Source organism: Aurantimicrobium sp. INA4, assembly GCF_027924525.1.
Taxonomy (GTDB): domain Bacteria; phylum Actinomycetota; class Actinomycetes; order Actinomycetales; family Microbacteriaceae; genus Aurantimicrobium.
In genome coordinates this window covers 902,950-921,341 of the sequence record NZ_AP027040.1, presented here as the reverse complement: position 1 = coordinate 921,341, position 18,392 = coordinate 902,950, and the positions used below count along the sequence as shown (strand labels likewise).

Here is an 18,392-nt window from a genome sequence, read left to right as displayed (position 1 = left end):
CCAATCATTGGCGCGTAAATCTGTGCACTCATCGACACACTATCGCGAGAATCGTTGTGCAGTCTCTACATTTTTGGAGATTCGGCCCCGCCGAAACTAGTTCTGAGGAACGTTTCTGAGTGTTTTGCGTTGCTTTGGTACGGGGCTCTTGATTGAGCCCAAAATCAATGCACATTGCAAAATCATTGCTTCGCGTGGGCCGGTTGCATCCCAACCAATCACTTCAGTTACGCGCTTGAGGCGATATCGAACAGTGTTGGGGTGAACAAAGAGATCTCGCGCAGTTGCCTCGAGGCTGCGACCGTTCTCTAAGTAGCTCTGCAACGTGGTGAGCAGTTCAGCTGACTGATCACTTAGCGGTAGGTAAATTCGCTCGATGAGTGTTGCCCGGGCAAGGGGATCACCAGCAAGTGCGCGTTCAGGAAGTAAATCATCCGCGGCGATAGGTCTAGTTGCTCCCCGCCACGAGCTGGCGACAGAATATCCGGCTAAAGCTGCTCGTGCAGAAGAAACAGCATCCACTAATGAAGGAACTTCAGGTCCCACTACTAAGTGGCCTTCTCCAAAATCTTCTTCAAGGTTTTTTGTAATCTCCATGAAGCTCATCGTGGAGTGTTCTTTGTCATCCTCGAGAGGCTCAGCACGGCCAATCACAACAACCAGCCGGTTTCCTTGAACACCTATGAGAATGTCTGCATGGAGGTGTCGAGCGGTTCGACGAAGTTTGTCGACGTCAAGAATGCGAGGGGAGCGGCCCACAACAACACACACTTCACCGCGACCTTGCCAGCCCAGGGCTGCAATTCTGCTGGGCAATTCGTCGTCATATTCTCCCGAGAGAATACTGTCGACGACGAGCGCTTCCAGGCGGGCATCCCACAGACCACGTGCTTCTGCTGCGCGGGCATACACATCAGCCGCTGCGAAAGCGATCTCACGCGAATACAACAAGATTGCTTCGCGCAATTCTTCGCCGTGGCCTTTAATGCGTTCTTCCACGACCTCCACGGTGCAACGAATGAGTTGGAGAGTTTGTTGCAGGGTTACTGAACGTAACAACTCACGCGGAGCTCCACCAAACACATCTGATGCAATCCACGGCGTGGTTGAGGGGTCATCAAACCAGGTAATGAAGGAAGTAATTCCGTTTTGTGCGACAAGGCCGACAGCAGAACGACGTCCAGGGGGCATGTCCCGATACCACGGAAGGGTGTCCTCAAGCCTTTTCACCGTCAAGGTGGAAAGCTCTCCAGATATTGTTCTGAGCCAAGCAAGTGTTTCTGCTTTGGACCGTTGTGCAGCCATGGCTGTGTTGTTAGCTTTCGCCGCCAGTAGATCCGGTTGTACCTGCTGTGACGTCATAGAGACGGTACTTCTCAATGGCCTGGCGAATCACACCGTGATCAACCTTGCCCTGCTTCGCAAGCTGCTCGAGAGTGCGAACCACAATGGAAGGCCCATCAATGGTGAAGAAACGACGCGCAGCGGCACGGGTATCACTGAATCCGAACCCGTCAGCGCCCAAGGTTACATAATCACCTGGAACGTAGGGGCGAATCATGTCCGGAACCATGTGGTTGTAATCAGTAACAGCAACGAATGGACCTTCGGCACCAGAGAGCTTCTGGGTAACGTAGGGAACCTGTGCTGGCGACTCTGGATTCATCATGTTGAAGTGGTCTGCGGCAACACCATCTCGGCGAAGCTCACTCCACGAGGTGACGGACCATACATCAGCAGAGATGTTCCAGTCTTCAGCAAGCAGCTTCTGAGCTTCAAGAGCCCAGGGAACAGCCACGCCAGAAGCCAAGAGTTGAGCCTTAGTTCCGGGCATGTCGTTTTGTTGCAAACGGTAAATTCCACGCAGAACGCCTTCTACATCGAGACCTTCTGGCTCAACTGGCTGAACGATGGGCTCGTTGTACACCGTGAGGTAGTACATCACGTTGGGGTCTGGGTGAGTGCCACCATACATACGCTGCAGACCATCACGCATGATGTGTCCGATCTCATAGGTATAGGCAGGGTCATAGGTCACCACTGCGGGGTTTGTCGCAGCAAGAATTGGCGAGTGTCCGTCAGCGTGCTGGAGTCCCTCACCGGTCAGTGTGGTGCGACCTGCAGTTGCGCCGATAACGAAGCCTCGGACCATCTGATCACCAGCAAGCCACAAAGCGTCGCCTGTGCGCTGGAATCCAAACATCGAGTAGAAGACGTAGATGGGAATGAGGATTTCACCCTGTGTGGAATACGAGCTACCCACTGCGGTGAACGCTGCAAGAGCGCCAGCTTCGTTGATACCTACGTGAAGGATGGTTCCTGCGGGGTCTTCTTTGTAGGCAAGAAGGAGATCACGGTCAACAGACATATAGTGCTGACCGTTGGGGTTGTAAATCTTGGCATTCGGGAAGAATGCGTCCATACCAAAGGTGCGTGCCTCGTCGGGGATGATAGGCACGATGCGAGGACCAAATTCTTTGTCCTTGATCATGTCTTTGAGGAGGCGGACAAATCCCATCGTGGTAGCCACTTCCTGGACACCGGAACCCTTTGCCGCAATCTCGTAGGTCTTGGGTTCTGGCAATGGGATTTGTGTGTATTTGGTGCGACGCTCTGGGAGGTATCCACCGAGTTCACGACGACGTTCATGCATGTACTGCAAGCGAGGGTCGTTGTCTTCGGGCTTGTAGTAAGGAGGCATGTAGGGGTTTTCTTCCAGAACCGCATCGCTGATGGGGATCTTGAGGAAGTCACGCATGAGCTTGAGGTCATCAAGCTTCATCTTCTTCATTTGGTGGGTTGCGTTGCGTCCCTCGAAGTGTTTTCCGAGACCGTAACCCTTGATTGTGTGAGCCAATATAACGGTGGGCTGTCCCTTGTGCTCTGAAGCAGCCTTGAATGCAGCGTAAACCTTGTTGTAGTCGTGGCCACCGCGCTTGAGCTTCCAGACGTCATCATCGCTCATGTGTTCTACGAGCTTGAGTGCACGAGGGTCACGAGCGAAGAAGTTCTCGCGAACGAATGCGCCATCTTCAGTCTTATAAGTCTGGAAGTCACCATCGGGGGTGACGTTCATCAGTGTGCGCAAGGCACCGTCATGGTCATTTGCCAGGAGTGAATCCCATTCACGACCCCAGATGACCTTAATGACGTTCCATCCAGCACCACAGAAGAAGCTTTCGAGTTCCTGAATGATCTTTCCGTTACCGCGCACAGGGCCATCGAGACGCTGCAAGTTGCAGTTGATCACGAAGTTGAGGTTGTCGAGTCCCTCGTTGGCGGCCACCTGGAGCTGGCCGCGTGATTCGACCTCGTCCATTTCACCATCACCGAGGAATGCCCAGACCTGCTGGTCAGAAGCATCCTTGATGCCACGGTTGGTGAGGTAGCGGTTGAGCTGTGCCTGGTAAATCGCGTTGATAGGGCCAAGACCCATCGACACGGTGGGGAATTGCCAGAAATCAGGCATCAGGCGAGGGTGTGGGTACGAGGATAGTCCTCCGCCGGCGTGAGACTTTTCCTGGCGGAAACCATCAAGTTGGTTTTCGTTCAGGCGTCCCTCAAGGAATGCACGGGCGTACACACCGGGGGATGCGTGCCCCTGCACAAAGATTTGGTCTCCACCGCCGGGGTGATCTTGACCGCGGAAGAAGTGGTTGAAACCAACTTCGTAGAGAGAAGAAGAGGAGGCGTAGCTAGAGATGTGGCCGCCCACACCAATACCTGGACGCTGTGCACGGTGCACAATCATGGCGGCGTTCCAGCGAATCCAGGCGCGGTAACGACGTTCTGTTTCTTCATCGCCGGGGAATGCAGGTTCATTCTCAGGGGCAATGGTGTTGAGGTAATCCGTTGTTGGAACCATGGGCACGCCCAGGTGAAGTTCCTTGGAGCGACGCAAGAGGCTGAGCATGATCTCGCGACCACGTTCGTGTCCCTGAGCCTCGACTACCGCATCAAGAGATTCTTTCCATTCGGCAGTTTCTTGGGGATCTGCGTCATAGTTAGTGACCGAATATGGATCTTGGTCGTTAACCGTCACAACAACCTCTTTCTTCAGGCAGATCATGCCTGTGCATGTAGGGGAGGGAGTGCACTGCCTGGATTACAAACAGAATGCTGTGTAACACTCTATCGAGAGCAAGCCCTAGACATTAACTTCGTTGATGAGATAAGCCACAACACATTTAGGATTGTTCTATCTACAGCCCACAAACAGCAGGAGTATTGAGATGGCACTTACCGTAGGAGCACCCGCACCCGATTTCACACTGAAGAATCAATTTGGTGAGGAAATTTCCCTCTCACAGTTCCGTGGGGTGAAACCCGTCGTTTTAGTGTTCTACCCACTTGCGTTCACGGGCATCTGCACCGGCGAACTCTGTGAACTGCGTGACAACATCTCTGTGTTTAAGACCAACGGCGTTGAACTTCTTGCTATTTCAGTTGATTCGAAGGACACTCTTCGCGTTTTCTCTGAGAAAGAAAACTACGATTTCTCGCTTCTTTCAGATATGTGGCCTCATGGTGAAGTTGCCATGAAATACGGAGTTTTCCTTGAGGACAAGGGCTTTGCGAACCGAGGAACCTTCGTTATCGACAAAGACGGAAACCTCGCTGGACAGTTTGTCACTGCTCCTGGACAGCCTCGTGATTTCGCCTCGTACAAAGAGCTCGTAGAAAACCTGTAATATATTTCGAGCACGGGCCTTTAGCTCAGTTGGTAGAGCGCCACGTTTACACCGTGGATGTCATCGGTTCGAGCCCGGTAGGGCCCACTCGTGCGAAAGAGCGTCACTGAAAAGTGGCGCTCTTTCTATTTGTTTCAACACCCGGGTTGCAGGTTTTAGGAAAACCTCCAGAGTTCAAGTAGGGTGCTTTGAGGGGATTTCCCCCTATCGTCTGAGGAGGTGCGATCGTGTCTGAAGAACAACAGCCATCATTCCAGCCCCACTCTGACGAGGAGCTCGCTCGCTTGCTAGAAGAGCAAATGCGCCTCATGCGAGGCGCTGCGCCAGCAGCCCAAACACCAGCTCCTCCCGCTGAGGAGGTACAAGTTTCCCCTACCTCCATTGTGGAGAGCCCTGGCACTGAATTTGACGTGACAGAAGAGGCCGAAGATACCGGCATCGATGAGCTTTTTGGTGCTCTTCTGGAGGACACGTCTGAAGTTGTCGTCGTTCAAGAAACACTTGTTGAGCAATTTCAGCCCGTGGTTGACGAATCAACACTGGAACACACTCAGCCCATCACCTACATTGCTGAGGAAACTGTCTCGGCGGCTGTGATTGATGATCATGTCGTGGTGGAAGATGTCCTCGTAGAAGACGTCGTTGAAGATGCTCAGGTGATTGCCGAACGTATACTCTCTGAGATCAGTATCGACGGGGTAGTCGTTGCCACCACCATTGCAGAAACTGCCGGTCCAGAACCCATCCCACAGATGTTTGGTGAAGCCCAGGTGAGTCAGCCCCTCCCTGTTCTTACTCCACCGGTGCTTATTTCTCCTATGCAAGAAGCGCCACCTGTTGAGTACTCCGTCCCTGTTGTGGAAGAGGTAATTGAAGAAGCTGTTGAGGTGGATGTTGTCGCGGAAACTGAGGTTCCTCGCGTTCGCTCCAACAACCCTCTGAGTTCATTTGCACCACGCCCAACATTTGATGAACTCGTTTTCGGAGCGAATTCTGACGACTAGGCTCGAATCGTGACCACCCTTCGAGAAGTTGTTGACTACGCCCACACACTGTGGCCGCTATCTGGCGCAGAGGAGTGGGATGCGCCGGGACTTGTGGTTGGCTCCCTCGATCACGACGTCACACGAATTCTTCTCGCAGTTGATGCTGTATCCGAAACTGTTACTCAAGCCTGTGACATCAATGCCGACCTGTTACTGACCCACCACCCCTTGTTGATGCGCTCGGTAACCTCCGTAGCTGAGGATCGCTATAAAGGTCATTTGGTTTCGAAGCTCATTCGATCTGGTGTTGCATTGCTCGCAGCTCATACAAATGCAGACGTGGTCACTGACGGTGTCTCAGATGTCTTAGCCCAGCGAGTAGGGCTCAGTAACCTCAAACCTTTAGTTCCCTCCAGCGTGGAAGGAACCGGCATTGGTCGCATCGGAGAGCTATCTTCTCCCATGACGTTAGGTGCACTAGCTCAACACCTTGCATCTGTACTTCCTCACACTGCTGGTGGTGTGAAGGTTTCGGGAGATTTCAATCAGGAAGTTTCCACCGTTTCACTGTGTGGTGGTGCGGGAGATTCATTGCTTTCTAACCCCTTTGTGCTCAGTTCTGATGTGTACGTCACCTCAGATTTACGTCACCACCCAGCACAGGAATTCCGGGAACAAGCACTACTTGGTTCAGGCCCTGCGTTGATAGATATTTCACATTGGGCTGCTGAATGGTTATGGCTTGATGTCGCCGGTGCGCAATTGAAGAAGGCCTTCCCGGATATTCACATAGAAGTCTCGGATGTGAGAACAGACCCCTGGGATTTCCTCGTCGTACAGTAGAAGTAACGCTTCACCCACAGTTCAAGAGAGAAGTTTCAGTGAAAGCTAGCCCCGTAAATCAGTTAGCTCTGCTCACACTGCAGGAGCAGGACAACCGCATTGCCCAACTAACACATGCTCGTGCAAACATTGCCGAGCAGAAAGAGTTAGCGGAACTTCAGACACGGTTGCGTGATTTTTCACAAGAACTCATTGCTGCACAGGGCGTGCTCGATGACGCAAAAATTGAACTAGCTCGTATTGAAGACGACGTACGCGTTGTGGATGAACGCATCGCAAAAGACAAGCAACGTGAGAGCGGTGCCGCGTCAGCCAAGGAAGTTCAAGCGCTCGAAGCAGAGCTCGCTTCATTAGCAACTCGCAAATCAAACCTTGAAGATGCTGAGCTTGTAGTGATGCAAAATGTTGAAGATGCCGAGGCAGAAGTTGCTTCCGTCCTTGCCCAGCGTGATGCACTCGATGCTCAGCGAAGCGAGCTGGCCGCAGCTATTGCCAGCAAAGAAGCAGAATATGACCGCGAAATTGCCCAAGTTTCTGGCGAAAGAGCAGCGTTGGCGCAGTCACTTCCTGCAGATTTGATTGAGCTTTATGAGCGCCAACGCGCTCGTTATGGCATCGGAGCAGCATTACTCACCCGACGCGTCACCGGTGGTAGCGGGGTTGAACTCACCTCAACAGATCTCGATGCTATTCGCGCTGCCGCACCTGATGACGTTGTGATCTGCCCTGACAGCTCCTGCATCCTCGTGCGCACCAACGAGTCAGGTCTGTAACATGCCACGTCAACTCATTATTGAGGCAGATGGCGGTTCTCGGGGTAATCCCGGAATTGCTGCTGGTGGAGCAGTTGTTATTGATGGTGAAAGTCAGCAAGTACTCGCCACAGTAGGGGTGTACGTCGGAGTTGCTACCAACAATGTCGCGGAATACAACGGATTGCTTGCCGGCCTGATTCGTGCCTACGAAATTGACCCTGGTGCTCTCGTCCACGTTCGAATGGACTCTAAGCTCGTTGTTGAACAAATGTCGGGCCGATGGAAAATCAAACATCCCGATATGGCTCACTTGGCATCACAGGCCCGTGAGGTTATTGGGAACAAGGCTGTGACCTATGAGTGGGTTCCACGCCTTCAAAACGCTCTGGCCGATGCTGCAGCGAATAAATCAATGGATCTGCGCGAATCTTTTCAGGCCTGAAGTACTGTCCTAGACTGAAAACAGAATAAGAATGGGTCGGCAAGACGGTCGCGTTGGTGAAGTTCGCTTCATCACCGAGGAACGTCCGGGCTCCACAGAGTAGGGCGGTGGGTAACACCCACCCGGGGTAACCCGCGAGAACAGTGCAACAGAAAGTAAACCGCCTCCGGTTCGCCGGCGGTAAGGATGAAACGGTGGTGTAAGAGACCACCAGCAGCCTGGGTGACCAGACTGGCTAGGTAAACCTCGCCCGGAGCAAGGTCAGACAGAGAACGGTGAAGCTACTCGCTGAGTTCTCGGGTAGACCGCTAGAGAATTGCGGCAACGTAATTCCGAGATAGATGGCCGTCACGGGAAACCGACAGAACCCGGCGTATCAGCCGGCCCATTCCTATTCAGCCAGGTCGTAGGCCAACTTTGCTGCACCCATGATGCCTGCTTTATTGAGAAGCTTTGCCGGAACAATGGTGTGTGCGTAGCTTGAGTAAGGGTAAGAACTGCTCGTGGCTTTTTGAGATGCCACCGCCAACAATGAAGAGCTCAGGGGAGAACAGCATCTCAACGTGGCTGTAGTAGCGCTGAAGGCGCTCTGCCCATTCTTCGTAGGTCAGTCCCTCACGTTCGCGAATAACACCCGCAGCACGCTTCTCAGCGTCTACGCCATCAATTTCGAGATGTCCCAGTTCAGCATTGGGGATTAAGACGCCGTTATAGATCATTGCCCCACCGATACCAGTGCCTAAGGTCGTCATGATGACTAACCCTTCTTGGTCTTTAGCTGCTCCATAGACAACTTCAGCATATCCCGCAGCGTCAGCGTCGTTCACAAAGTGAATGTTGCGTCCAAGTTGTTCTTCAAAGAACTCTTCTGCTTCAAAACCAATCCATCGCTTGGAAATATTGGCTGCAAGTGTGGTGACACCGTGACGAATGGAGCTGGGGAAACAGATTCCAACCGGAACATCCTCTCCCACATCCAGTTGTTCAATGACGTCCTTGACGACGCGAGCTATATCTTCAGGCTCACCACCGGCAGGTGTTGCGACCCGGATGCGTTCTCCGATGATTTCTCCGGAATCAACATCAACCAGTCCACCCTTGATGCCAGTTCCACCAATATCGATGCCGATTGCGCGCGCGTTCATGTGTTCCTTTTTTGTCGTGGTTAGGACAGGGTCAAGATATCTGCACCTGTTTCGGTGACAACGAGAGTGTGTTCAAACTGGGCAGTCCATGACTTGTCTTTGGTTGTGACCGTCCAGTCATCTGCCCACATATCCCACTCATGGGTTCCGAGGGTAAGCATGGGTTCAATGGTGAAAACCATGCCCACTTCCATGATGTCGTTATACAGCGGAGCTGAGTCATAGTGGGGGATGATTAAGCCGGAATGGAAGCTAGTGCCCACACCATGACCGGTGAAATCACGAACAACTCCGTAGCCAAAGCGTTTGGCATATGACTCGATTGCTCTTCCAATGACATTGACCTCGCGCCCCGGAGCAACAGCCTTGATTCCGCGATTGAGTGCTTCGTGGGTTCTTTCGACTAAGTCACGAACCTCAGGTGAGGTTTCTCCCACGATAAATGTTCTGTTTGTGTCGCCATGAACGCCATCGAGATAACTCGTGATGTCCACATTGACGAGATCGCCTTCTTGGATAACGGTGTCGTCAGGGATGCCATGACAAATGACTTCGTTCACGCTGGTACACAACGATTTGGGATATCCGCGATATCCCAGGGTTGAAGGATATGCGCCGTGGCTGATCACAAAATCATGACCAATTTGGTCTATCTCATCTGTCGTCATGCCGGGCTTGATAACAGAACCAATCAGATCTAAAGCTTGGGAAGAAATTTTTCCAGCGCGACGAATTTTCTCAATCGTCTCAGCGTCATACACATCACCTGTTGTGTGGGCTGGTGGCGTGGATTTTCCTACATAGGGAGGCCGAATAATGTTTGAGGGAACGTGACGTTCTGAACTCAAAACTCCGGGAATAAGAACCCCTGTGGCATCTCTAGGCATAAGGTTAAGTTTATGTCTGAGAAGCCAAGTGAAATGTTCTGGTACAACCTGCACACCAAGTCTGTTGAAAAAGGCTACCTGTCACCCTCGTCCGAGCGCGTAGGCCCTTTCGAGACAGCTCATGAAGCAGAGCACGCTATGGAAAAACTGCGAGAAAACAGTGAGCGTTGGGAAGCTGAAGAGCGCGCCGAACGCGAAGGTAACTAGTTAGTCGTCCTGGTAGCTGTGCTCAGGGCCTGGGTAGGCTCCTGATTCCACATCAGCTTTGAAAGATGTTGCTGCCTCGCTAAGGACAGCACCAAGTTGAGCGTATTGCTTAACAAACTTGGGAACGCGTCCCGGGTTCAAGCCGGCAAAGTCTGTCCAAACTAAAAGCTGTCCGTCTGTATGAGCGCCTGCCCCCACGCTGATGGTGGGAATACTTAGCTCGGCTGTGATGCGCGCTGCAAGCTCTGCAGGAATCATTTCAAGGACAACAGCAAATGCACCTGCTGCTTCAACAGCTTTGGCGTCTGCGAATACACGGTCAGCTGCCTCACCGCGTCCTTGAATCATGTGGCCGCCCAAACCGTGCTCACTTTGCGGAGTAAATCCAACGTGGCCCATGACGGGGATGCCAGATTCCACGATGCGACGAATTTGATCAGCGCTGCGAATTCCACCTTCGAGTTTGACCGCGTGAGCATGCGTTTCTTTCATGAACCGCATTGCTGTCCGAAGTGCGTGTTCTGGACCTTCCTCATAGGACCCAAAAGGCATATCGGCAATCACGAATGCACGCTTAGCTGACAAGGCAACAGCACGGGTCAATGGAATGAGTTCATCCACCGTTACAGGAAGGGTCGAGTCATATCCCAAGACAGTGTTTCCGGCAGAGTCACCGACAAGGAGGAAATCAATACCTGCTTCATCGAAGATTTGTGCAGTCAAAGTGTCATAGCTAGTCAACCCTGTAATTTTGATGCCGTTAGCTTTTGCCTGGGCAAAATGACGTGTGCGAACTCGTTTCAGGACGGCATCTGAGGTGGGATCTGGGTGAACGCTCATGAAACCAGTCTAGTTACGCGAAAATGTGACGGGGAGCCTACGGTCTCTACCAAAGGCCATCTCAGAAATCTTGGGACCAATGGCGCCTTGGCGTCTTTTCCACTCTGCACGGTCAACCAGATTAATTACGCGGTCAACCAAACTTGGTTCAAAGCCACGAGCAATGATGACATCGCGACCTACGCGTTCGGTGATGTACGAATCAAGGATGGCATCAAGAACGTCATATTGGGGCAAGGTGTCCTGATCGACCTGCCCTGGGCGCAATTCTGCCGACGGTGGTTTTGTAATCGAATTCTCTGGGATTGGCGGAGTGAGTCCTTGTTGACGGGCGTGCTCATTTCGCCATTTTGCTAACTCCCAGACCAAAGTTTTGGGCACGTCGCGGATGGGAGCAAAACCTCCCACACTGTCGCCGTAAATGGTGCTGTATCCAACGGCAATCTCAGTTTTATTTCCTGTGGTGAGGACCAGGTGACCTTCGGCATTACTCAAACCCATCAAAATGATTCCGCGAATACGTGCCTGGAGGTTTTCGGCGGAAATCCCTTCTAGGTGAAGTTGGTTTTCAACAGGGGCAACAAGATCGGCAATTGCTTCAGTGCGAATTTTGATCCCTAAACGCTCCGCTAAGTCATCTGCATCAGAGCGGGAATGGTCACTGGAATATCGACTAGGCATCGATACGCCAAAGACCCGATCTGGTCCGATTGCATCCACAGCAAGTGCTGCACACACCGCAGAATCAATTCCGCCAGAAAGGCCCAAGATGACAGATCGGAAGCCATTCTTTTCCACATAATCGCGCATCCCTAGAACAAGTGCGTCCCAGATTTGTTCGTTGATTTCAAGCTGTGGAGCTATTTCTGACTGAACAGGTGTTCGCGACGAACGTTGTGGGTGACCATTACCGGCATCAATAATCACAACGCCTGGACCGAGCTGAGCGCCATGGCTGGAAGATTCCTTGAGGTCGATGTCCATCAATAGGGTTTGTTCAACGAATTGGTGGGCACGCGCCAGGAGTTTTCCCGAAGAGTTTGTTACAAAGCTTCCACCATCGAAGACCAGATCATCTTGCCCCCCCACGATGTTGAGGTAGACAACCGGAGCATTGACCTGTTCTGCGCGGCGTTGAACCAGAGGAAGACGAACCTCGTCCTTTTCTCGTTCAAAGGGTGAACCGTTCATAACCAGCAGCAGGCTCGGTTTAACTTCTGCAATGGCAGCTACAGGTCCGCCTTCGCGCCAGATATCTTCACAAATAGCCAAAGCGATATCTGCTCCGGCCACGTGCACAACCACGGCATCGTGGCCCGGACGGAAGATTCTGTATTCATCAAATACGGAGTAGTTGGGTAAGTGGTGCTTGTTATAAATTCCGATAACTCTGCCGTCTTGCAACACTGCGACCGAGTTGTATGCGATAGCTGAGGGGGAGTGCGCTGAATTCTCGTGTTCATCTATGGGGCCGTGCGGGAAGCCCACGAGAACAGGAATACTGCCTGCTCCAGAATCTGCGATGTTGTTGGCAACTCGTTGCAATACAGCCCATGATTCCTTCAAAAAATCTGGCCGGGTAGCAAGATCTTCGATGGGGTACCCGGTCAGGACCATTTCTCCAAATGCGACGAGATCAGCACCCTGATCGTAGGCCTGTCTCACTGTGTTAACAATGTGTAAAGAATTGTGCGAAAAATCCCCTAAACGTGGGTTTGTCTGGGCAAGAGCCAAGCGAAGAATCGGCATAACAAGTAGCCTAGTAGCGATAGGAAAGGGTTCTTATGGACAAGCAACAAGACTTCGTATTGCGCACTATTGAAGAGCGCGGCGTAAAGTTCGTTCGACTGTGGTTCACTGACGTGAACGGTACTCTCAAGTCTGTTGCTGTTGCGCCTGCTGAAGTAGAAGGTGCCTTTGCCGAAGGGGTCGGAATTGATGGTTCTGCCATCGAAGGACTTACACGCGCATATGAAGCAGATGTCCTCGCACACCCCGATCCCTCCACCTTCCAGATCTTGCCCTGGCGTGGGGAAATCGACCCCACTGCCCGTATGTTCTGTGACATCAACACCCCTGATGGTCAGCCTGCAGTCTCAGACCCACGAAATGTTCTTAAGCGCACGCTTGCAAAGGCGGCAGAACGTGGCTTTACGTTCTACACCCACCCTGAAATTGAGTTTTACCTTCTGAAAGATTCTGACTGGGCAAATGGTGGTGCTCAACCTATTGATCACGCCGGTTACTTTGACAACGTTCCTGGCGGAACAGCACATGATTTCCGTCGCAGGTCTGTACGCATGCTCGAAGACATCGGCATTTCGGTTGAGTTCAGTCACCATGAAGCAGGGCCTGGACAGAACGAAATTGACCTGCGTTACGCAGACGCACTGACAACTGCAGATAACATCATGACTTTCAGAACTGTTATCAAGGAAGTTGCCATGGAGCAGGGCGTGTATGCAACCTTCATGCCTAAGCCTTTTGCAGAGCACCCAGGTAGCGGTATGCACACCCACATGTCCTTGTTTGAAGGCGACAACAACGCCTTCTACGAAGCAGGAGCTAAGTACCAACTTTCAAAGGTTGGCCGCCAGTTTATTGCCGGCTTACTCCACTACGCGCCTGAAATTACGGCAGTCACAAACCAGTACGTCAACTCGTACAAGCGTCTCTGGGGCGGTGGTGAAGCTCCTGCTTTTGCTAACTGGGGTCACAACAACCGTTCTGCACTGGTTCGTGTTCCTGTATATAAACCAGGCAAAGGTCAAAGCGCTCGTATTGAATATCGCGCTATCGACTCAGCTGCAAACCCTTATCTCGCATACTCGGTGCTGCTCGCAGCGGGTCTGAAGGGTATTGAACAGAGCATGGATCTTCCAGCGGAAGCTGAAGAGAATGCCTGGGAGCTCACAGACACTGAGCGTAAAGCACTGGGTTACAAGCCACTTCCTTCTAGTTTGAACAATGCCATCAGCTTGATGGAGGAGTCTGAGCTTGTAGCCGAGACGCTGGGATCCAAAGTCTTTGATTATGTGTTGCGCAACAAGCGCCAGGAATGGGCAGACTACCGAAACCAGGTCACCAATTTCGAGCTACGTTCCAACCTCGAAACTCTCTAGACTCTTCACTTCCCGTGGCACTGTCGCGCACTCAGCTCGCAAAGGCTGGTTTCACTGAACTCAGTGAAGCGTTGGAGTGCGTTGACTCTGTGGTTGCCGTCACAGGTGCGCAACCCGAACTTATTCTTACTGCAGTTTCTTCAAGTGCTGATCCCGATAGAGCATTATTGTGGCTTGTTCGGCTTGGACAAACTCAGCCTGAATTGGCTGTGTTGAAGAAGATTCTTAGGAAAGAAGAAGCCACCACTCGGTTGCTCAAAATCCTGGGTGGTTCCCGTGGGCTTGCAGAGTTTATCGAGAGACATCCGCACACCCTCAATGTTTTTTTGAATGAACCCCAGCTACCAAGAGATCAAGTAAAGCTGCGGGATTCTCTGTTAGATAGCGTTCAAGCCACCAAATCAATTGCAAAGCTCAAGGCAGACCAAGCACACGATGCACTGCGCATTCGTTACCGGGAACACTTGCTGAGTATTGCGCTCTGGGACCTTAACCATGAAGACCCGCTCTCTCAAATTGAGGTCGTTACTGGCGCGCTATCAGATGTCGCAGGAGCTGCCTTGGAAGCAGGCCTCGCTGTAGCGCGGGCTGAAGTAGCCGAGCAGTTCAGTGCCGAACAGGTGGCACTTGTCGACCTAGCGATTATCGGCATGGGTAAGTGCGGTGCTCGTGAACTGAACTATCTCAGCGATGTCGATGTCATTTATGTTGCCCGCTCGCGTGACGAGGCAGTTCTGTCAACTGACCAGGCATTGACTATCGCAACACGTCTGGCTCAGCACACGGCACGAAGCATCTATGAAGTTTCTAAAGAACCTGGGTTATGGGAAGTAGATGCCAATCTGCGTCCAGAGGGCAAGGACGGTGCTCTTGTTCGAACCCTCGAGTCTCACATGGCCTATTACGATCGTTGGGCTAAAGACTGGGAATTCCAGGCACTTCTCAAGGCGCGACCACTTGCAGGAAGTATGGAGCTGGGGGAGCAATACGTTGCCAGCGTGGCACCTAAAGTTTGGTCAAGTGCCAGCCGGTCAAACTTTGTGGAACAAGTACAGCGCATGCGCGAAAGAGTCACTGAGAATATTCCCGGTGACGATGTGGAATATCAAATCAAACTAGGTCCAGGTGGCCTTCGGGATATCGAATTTACTGTTCAGTTACTGCAACTTGTTCACGGCCTTGTTGATGACACTGTTCACACCCGTGGCACCCTAGAGTCACTTCAGCGCTTGTCGCAGGCTGGATATGTTGGTCGTGACGAAGCACAAAGCTTTGCTGATGATTATCGCTTCTTGCGTTTGTTAGAACATCGCATGCAATTACGAGATTTGACGCGCACACACCTGATGCCTAGAGGCGAGGCAGAACAGAGAGTTTTAGCTCGTGCAACAGGATTGTGGAACACTGCCGCTGAGGTTGTTGCCAGGTGGCAACAAACCAAACTTGAAGTGCGAGAGCTCCATGAGCGTCTGTTTTATCGACCTTTGCTTGCAGCGGTAGCAAAACTGCCTGAAGAAACTCACCAGCTCACGAGTGACCAAGCTGAAGCTCGTCTTGCTGCTATTGGTTTCAGAGATCCGAAGGGATCGCTGAAACACATAGCCGCACTCACATCAGGTGTTTCCAGACGTGCAGCGATTCAACGTGCATTACTTCCGGTCATGTTGCAATGGCTTTCCGAAGGCGCAAATCCAGATCATGGCCTGTTGAGTTTCCGATTGCTGAGTGAGCAATTAGGGGAGTCACATTGGTTCCTGCGGATGCTGCGAGATTCTGCAGGTGCGGCACAACGCCTCACACAAGTTCTTAGTGGATCGCGCTATGTCTCTGATCTCATGGAACTTATTCCTGAATCTGCTGCGTGGTTTGATGGCGATGAAGAATTACAACCGACTCCCGCAGAGGTGCTCAGCGCGGAAGTTCTTTCTATTTTGGCCCGCCACCACGAGGACGATGAGGCTGCCCGCAAAGCTGTGAGATCAATGCGCCGGCGTGAAGTATTGCGTTTGGCTATTGGTGGAATTCTCAACGTGCTCACGATCGACCAGATCAGTCAAGGGCTCAGTGACGTCACTACCGCTGCGTTGAGTGGGTACCTAGGCATTGCACTCCGTGAGACTGAGCACAATCCAGAATTCGCCGTCATTGCTATGGGACGTTACGGAGGACAAGAACTCGGTTTCGATAGCGATGCAGACGTGATTTATGTCTATCGCGGAACATCTGAGTGTGACGGCGAAGTGGCCCAGAAACGTGCTGAGCGCATCATTCTCAGAATCAAGGAACTGGCAGAAGACCCAAGACTCCCATTCGATATAGATACGGATCTCCGCCCAGAGGGCAAGAATGGGGCCATTGCCAGATCTCTGGACTCCTATGCCGCATATTACGCTCGGTGGTCGTTGATGTGGGAAGCACAGGCTTTATTGCGCGCGCGCGCCGTTCTCGGCCCTGAACAACTTCAATCAGACATGATGGAACTCATCAATAATGTTCGGTATCCCAAGGAAATCAGCATTGATGATGTCCGCGAAATCAGGCGGATTAAAGCGCGCGTCGAGGCAGAACGTTTACCTCAAGGTGCTGATCCTGCACGCCACGTGAAATTAGGTCGAGGATCACTCAGCGATGTTGAGTGGACGGTTCAATTACTCCAGCTTCAATTTGCGCATCTTTATCCTCAATTGCAGACCACATCTTCGATCACAGCACTCCGGGTTGCTGCGCAAGAAAAACTCATTTCACAAGAAGATGCATCAAAGCTCATTGAGGCGTGGATTTTTGCTTCACGGGTACGTTCTGGCATCACTATCTGGGCCGATAAAGCTACGGACGTTCTGCCTCTGGACACCCGTGACCTGGAAGGTATTGCTCGACTATTGAATTATCCGCCTGGGTCGGCAAGTCGCCTTGAAGAGGATTACCTATCGATTACCAGGCGCTCTCGTCAGGTTGTTGAGCGCGTGTTTTTTGATTTCATTTAGAAACTCAGAATGCCGCCCCCAAAGGAGCGGCATTCTGTGAGTTACCTCTATTTGGACTAAACGCCGTAGTAGAGCTCGAACTCGAATGGGTGAGGACGAAGCGACAGAGGCTTGATTTCGTTGTCACGCTTGTACGAAATCCAAGTCTCAATGAGGTCCTTGGTGAACACGTTTCCTGCGAGCAAGAACTCGTGGTCGTTCTCGAGAGCAACAAGAGCGTCTTCGAGAGAGCCGGGGACCTGAGGAATGTTCTTTGCTTCCTCTGGTGGCAGCTCGTAGAGGTCCTTGTCAACAGGCTCATGAGGTTCGATGCGGTTCTTGATTCCATCAAGTCCAGCCATCATCTGAGCGGCGAAAGCGAGGTAGGGGTTACCAGAGGCATCTGGTGCACGGAACTCGATGCGCTTTGCCTTGGGGTTGTTACCAGTCAAGGGGATACGAATCGCAGCTGAACGGTTACCTGCCGAGTAAACCAGGTTCACAGGAGCTTCAAATCCGGGAACCAGACGGTGGTAGGAGTTCACGGTTGGGTTGGTGAATGCAAGAACAGCACCTGCGTGCTTGAGCAAACCTCCGATGTACCAACGTGCGATGTCGGAAAGACCGCCATAGCCGTTCTCGTCATAGAACAGTGGCTTGCCGTCGTTCCATAGCGACTGGTGGGTGTGCATACCTGAACCGTTGTCACCGAAGAGGGGCTTAGGCATGAAGGTTGCGGTCTTGCCCCACTCGTTTGCGGTGTTCTTGACGATGTACTTGAACTTCAGGATGTCATCTGCAGCCTTGACCATGGTGTCAAAGCGGTAGTTGATTTCACCCTGACCTGCTGTTCCAACCTCGTGGTGGCTTCGCTCGAGGATGAGGCCTGCGTTGATGAGCTTGAGGCAGATGTCATCGCGCATGTCTGCATGCTGGTCAACGGGGGAGACGGGGAAGTAGCCACCCTTGTATGGTGTGGTGTTTGCGAGGTTTCCGCCCTCGATCTTCTTACCGGAGTTCCATGGTGCCTCGGAAGAGTCAATTTTGTAGAAAGAGGTTTGCTGGTTTACTTCGTAACGCACGTCATCAAAGATGAAGAATTCTGCTTCAGGGGCAAAATATGCCGTGTCAGCAATTCCAGTCGATGCGAGGTACTTCTCAGCCTTTTTTGCAACCTGACGGGGGTCACGGTGGTAAATCTCACCGGTGCGAGGGTTGTAGATGTCAAAGAGCATCACGAGAGTGCGCTCTGTGCGGAACTCATCGATGTAGCAGGTGGTGGGGTCTGGAATGAGCTGCATGTCAGACTCGTGAATCGAGGCGAAGCCACGAATAGAAGAGCCATCAAACATCTGTCCTACAGTGAAGAATTCTTCGTCCACGGTAGATGCAGGAATGTTGAAGTGCTGCTGTACACCGGGGAGATCGGTGAAGCGGATATCAAGGAACTTGACGTCTGTGTCCTTGATGAATTTGAGAACCTCGGAGGAATCTTTGAACATGCTTTGTTA

The 18,392-nt window shown here is 52.0% G+C and carries 14 protein-coding genes, 1 tRNA gene, 1 other RNA gene and 1 pseudogene; 10 read left to right on the top strand and 7 right to left on the bottom strand.

Going from position 1 to position 18,392, the window contains the following annotated elements; all coding sequences use genetic code 11:
• Positions 1 to 96 precede the first annotated feature (96 nt).
• Positions 97 to 1,305 carry a helix-turn-helix domain-containing protein gene (locus tag AINA4_RS04550; RefSeq protein ID WP_281786330.1) on the bottom strand — a complete coding sequence of 403 codons (1,209 nt, stop codon included), beginning with the start codon at positions 1,303 to 1,305 and terminating at the stop codon, positions 97 to 99.
• A gap of 10 nt (positions 1,306 to 1,315) precedes the next feature.
• On the bottom strand, positions 1,316 to 4,042 hold the full coding sequence (gene aceE, locus AINA4_RS04545) for a pyruvate dehydrogenase (acetyl-transferring), homodimeric type (protein ID WP_281786329.1): 2,727 nt from the start codon (positions 4,040 to 4,042) through the stop codon (positions 1,316 to 1,318).
• A 190-nt stretch (positions 4,043 to 4,232) separates the two neighbouring features.
• On the opposite strand from aceE, the gene AINA4_RS04540 reads away from it, so the two are divergent.
• The 7 genes from AINA4_RS04540 to rnpB all read left to right on the top strand — a co-directional run bounded on the left by AINA4_RS04540 (position 4,233) and on the right by rnpB (position 8,109).
• The gene (locus tag AINA4_RS04540) at positions 4,233 to 4,691 is read left to right on the top strand and encodes a peroxiredoxin (protein WP_281786328.1); all 459 of its coding nucleotides are present in this window, start codon (positions 4,233 to 4,235) and stop codon (positions 4,689 to 4,691) included.
• Positions 4,692 to 4,705: 14 nt separating this feature from the next.
• Positions 4,706 to 4,778, top strand: a tRNA-Val gene (locus tag AINA4_RS04535).
• A gap of 140 nt (positions 4,779 to 4,918) precedes the next feature.
• The gene (locus tag AINA4_RS04530) at positions 4,919 to 5,695 is read left to right on the top strand and encodes a hypothetical protein (RefSeq protein ID WP_281786327.1); all 777 of its coding nucleotides are present in this window, start codon (positions 4,919 to 4,921) and stop codon (positions 5,693 to 5,695) included.
• 6 nt (positions 5,696 to 5,701) lie between these two features.
• Positions 5,702 to 6,520: a Nif3-like dinuclear metal center hexameric protein gene (locus AINA4_RS04525; protein ID WP_281787641.1), complete on the top strand. Its 819-nt coding sequence runs from the start codon at positions 5,702 to 5,704 to the stop codon at positions 6,518 to 6,520.
• A gap of 38 nt (positions 6,521 to 6,558) precedes the next feature.
• On the top strand, positions 6,559 to 7,293 hold the full coding sequence (locus tag AINA4_RS04520) for a hypothetical protein (protein WP_281786326.1): 735 nt from the start codon (positions 6,559 to 6,561) through the stop codon (positions 7,291 to 7,293).
• Position 7,294: 1 nt separating this feature from the next.
• The gene (locus AINA4_RS04515; protein WP_281786325.1) at positions 7,295 to 7,717 is read left to right on the top strand and encodes a reverse transcriptase-like protein; all 423 of its coding nucleotides are present in this window, start codon (positions 7,295 to 7,297) and stop codon (positions 7,715 to 7,717) included.
• 32 nt (positions 7,718 to 7,749) lie between these two features.
• Positions 7,750 to 8,109: RNase P RNA component class A (rnpB, locus tag AINA4_RS04510), an RNA gene on the top strand.
• On the opposite strand, the pseudogene ppgK reads toward rnpB, so the two are convergent.
• Positions 8,109 to 8,862 (bottom strand): annotated as a pseudogene (ppgK, locus tag AINA4_RS04505) (polyphosphate--glucose phosphotransferase). The gene rnpB and the pseudogene ppgK sit on opposite strands and share 1 nt — an antisense overlap.
• 20 nt (positions 8,863 to 8,882) lie before the next feature.
• Positions 8,883 to 9,749: a type I methionyl aminopeptidase gene (gene map, locus AINA4_RS04500; protein ID WP_281786324.1), complete on the bottom strand. Its 867-nt coding sequence runs from the start codon at positions 9,747 to 9,749 to the stop codon at positions 8,883 to 8,885.
• A 12-nt stretch (positions 9,750 to 9,761) separates the two neighbouring features.
• Here map and AINA4_RS04495 point away from each other — a divergent pair, with 12 nt between their 5' ends.
• Entirely contained in the window at positions 9,762 to 9,956 is a 195-nt protein-coding gene (locus AINA4_RS04495; RefSeq protein WP_096380896.1) for a hypothetical protein, read from the top strand.
• Here the strand turns inward: AINA4_RS04495 and panB are convergent, their stop codons facing one another.
• Both panB and AINA4_RS04485 read right to left on the bottom strand, forming a co-directional pair.
• Positions 9,957 to 10,796 carry a 3-methyl-2-oxobutanoate hydroxymethyltransferase gene (gene panB / locus AINA4_RS04490; RefSeq protein WP_281786323.1) on the bottom strand — a complete coding sequence of 280 codons (840 nt, stop codon included), beginning with the start codon at positions 10,794 to 10,796 and terminating at the stop codon, positions 9,957 to 9,959.
• 9 nt (positions 10,797 to 10,805) lie between these two features.
• Positions 10,806 to 12,545, bottom strand: coding sequence for an NAD+ synthase (locus AINA4_RS04485; protein WP_281786322.1), 1,740 nt, complete (start codon positions 12,543 to 12,545; stop codon positions 10,806 to 10,808).
• Between the two features lie 35 nt (positions 12,546 to 12,580).
• Between AINA4_RS04485 and AINA4_RS04480 the strand changes: the two genes are divergently transcribed.
• Both AINA4_RS04480 and AINA4_RS04475 read left to right on the top strand, forming a co-directional pair.
• Positions 12,581 to 13,918: a glutamine synthetase family protein gene (locus AINA4_RS04480; RefSeq protein ID WP_281786321.1), complete on the top strand. Its 1,338-nt coding sequence runs from the start codon at positions 12,581 to 12,583 to the stop codon at positions 13,916 to 13,918.
• 14 nt (positions 13,919 to 13,932) lie between these two features.
• A complete protein-coding gene (locus AINA4_RS04475; RefSeq protein ID WP_281786320.1) occupies positions 13,933 to 16,902 on the top strand; it encodes a bifunctional [glutamine synthetase] adenylyltransferase/[glutamine synthetase]-adenylyl-L-tyrosine phosphorylase in 2,970 nt (989 codons plus the stop codon).
• 56 nt (positions 16,903 to 16,958) lie between these two features.
• On the opposite strand, the gene glnA is transcribed toward AINA4_RS04475, so the two are convergent.
• A complete protein-coding gene (glnA, locus tag AINA4_RS04470) occupies positions 16,959 to 18,383 on the bottom strand; it encodes a type I glutamate--ammonia ligase (RefSeq protein WP_281786319.1) in 1,425 nt (474 codons plus the stop codon).
• Positions 18,384 to 18,392: the final 9 nt, after the last annotated feature.

Bases quoted from the DNA above. Each gene is read 5' to 3' on its own strand.
- panB (WP_281786323.1), bottom strand. From the start codon at position 10,796: ATGAGCGTTCACCCAGATCCCACCTCAGATGCCGTCCTGAAACGAGTT.
- AINA4_RS04495 (WP_096380896.1), top strand. From the start codon at position 9,762: ATGTCTGAGAAGCCAAGTGAAATGTTCTGGTACAACCTGCACACCAAG.
- AINA4_RS04550 (WP_281786330.1), bottom strand. From the start codon at position 1,305: ATGGCTGCACAACGGTCCAAAGCAGAAACACTTGCTTGGCTCAGAACA.
- AINA4_RS04485 (WP_281786322.1), bottom strand. From the start codon at position 12,545: ATGCCGATTCTTCGCTTGGCTCTTGCCCAGACAAACCCACGTTTAGGG.
- AINA4_RS04515 (WP_281786325.1), top strand. From the start codon at position 7,295: ATGCCACGTCAACTCATTATTGAGGCAGATGGCGGTTCTCGGGGTAAT.
- map (WP_281786324.1), bottom strand. From the start codon at position 9,749: ATGCCTAGAGATGCCACAGGGGTTCTTATTCCCGGAGTTTTGAGTTCA.
- AINA4_RS04540 (WP_281786328.1), top strand. From the start codon at position 4,233: ATGGCACTTACCGTAGGAGCACCCGCACCCGATTTCACACTGAAGAAT.
- AINA4_RS04480 (WP_281786321.1), top strand. From the start codon at position 12,581: ATGGACAAGCAACAAGACTTCGTATTGCGCACTATTGAAGAGCGCGGC.
- glnA (WP_281786319.1), bottom strand. From the start codon at position 18,383: ATGTTCAAAGATTCCTCCGAGGTTCTCAAATTCATCAAGGACACAGAC.